Genomic DNA, 926 nt, shown 5'->3' with positions numbered 1-926 from the left:
GGCCCCTCCCGCAAGCGGGAGGGGAGAAGAAACGTACGCCCTCCCGCTTGCGGGAGGGCCGGAAGGCTTGGCCGCGAAGCGGTCTTAGCCGGACGGGGTGGGCCTTCTCCCTTGATTCCCGCGCCAACCATCGGCATCGGGGGCCATGGTCCAGTCCACTCCTTCTCCCGACACCACCGGCACGCTCGCCCGGCGCGGCCTCATGTTCATCCTGTCCTCCCCCTCGGGCGCGGGTAAGACGACGATCGCGCGTATGTTGCTGGAGCACGATCCGCAACTGCGCAACTCGGTGTCCTGCACCACCCGCCAGCCCCGCCCCGGCGAGATCGACGGCGAGCACTACCACTTCATCACCCACGAGCAGTTCGACGCCATGGTCGAGGCGGGCGAGTTCCTGGAGTGGGCCACCGTCTTCGGCCAGAGCTACGGCACCCCCAAGGCCCAGGTGAAGGCGGGCCTCAAGGACGGCGTCGACTACATGTTCGACATCGACTGGCAGGGCACGCAGCAGCTCTATCAGAAGCTGGAGCGTGACGTCGTGCGCGTGTTCCTGCTCCCCCCCAGCATCGAGGAGCTGCGCCGCCGCCTGACCGGCCGCGGCACGGACAGCGCTGAAGTGATTCACGGCCGCATGGAGCGCGCACGCTCGGAGATCAGCCACTGGGACGGTTATGATTATGTCGTGGTCAACGACGACATCGCCAGCTGCTTCGAGGAAGTGAAGAAGATCCTTCACGCCGAACGCCTGCGCCGCGCAAGGCAGACGGGGCTGATCGGGTTCGTACGGGAACTGATGCAGCCGGACGATTGAGGAAACAACAGTCGTCGTCCCGGACTTGATCCGGGACCGCTGGCTGTCTTTAGGCGATAGGTTGCAGGCGCGTTCAGCAAGGTGGGCTGTTCATGGCCAGCGGTCCCGGATCAAG

General features: G+C 65.8%; 1 protein-coding gene. It reads left to right on the top strand.

The genetic code is table 11. The annotated features are described in order from the left end of the window. Window positions 1–145 precede the first annotated feature (145 nt). Window positions 146–811, top strand: coding sequence for a guanylate kinase (gene gmk / locus ACYPYD_RS12335; RefSeq protein WP_008831792.1), 666 nt, complete (start codon window positions 146–148; stop codon window positions 809–811). The last annotated feature ends 115 nt before the right edge of the window (window positions 812–926 follow it).

The organism is Novosphingobium sp. 11B, from assembly GCF_054589055.1.
The sequence above is the reverse complement of the archived record's forward strand: the minus strand, read 5'-3'. Positions and strand labels throughout refer to the sequence as shown.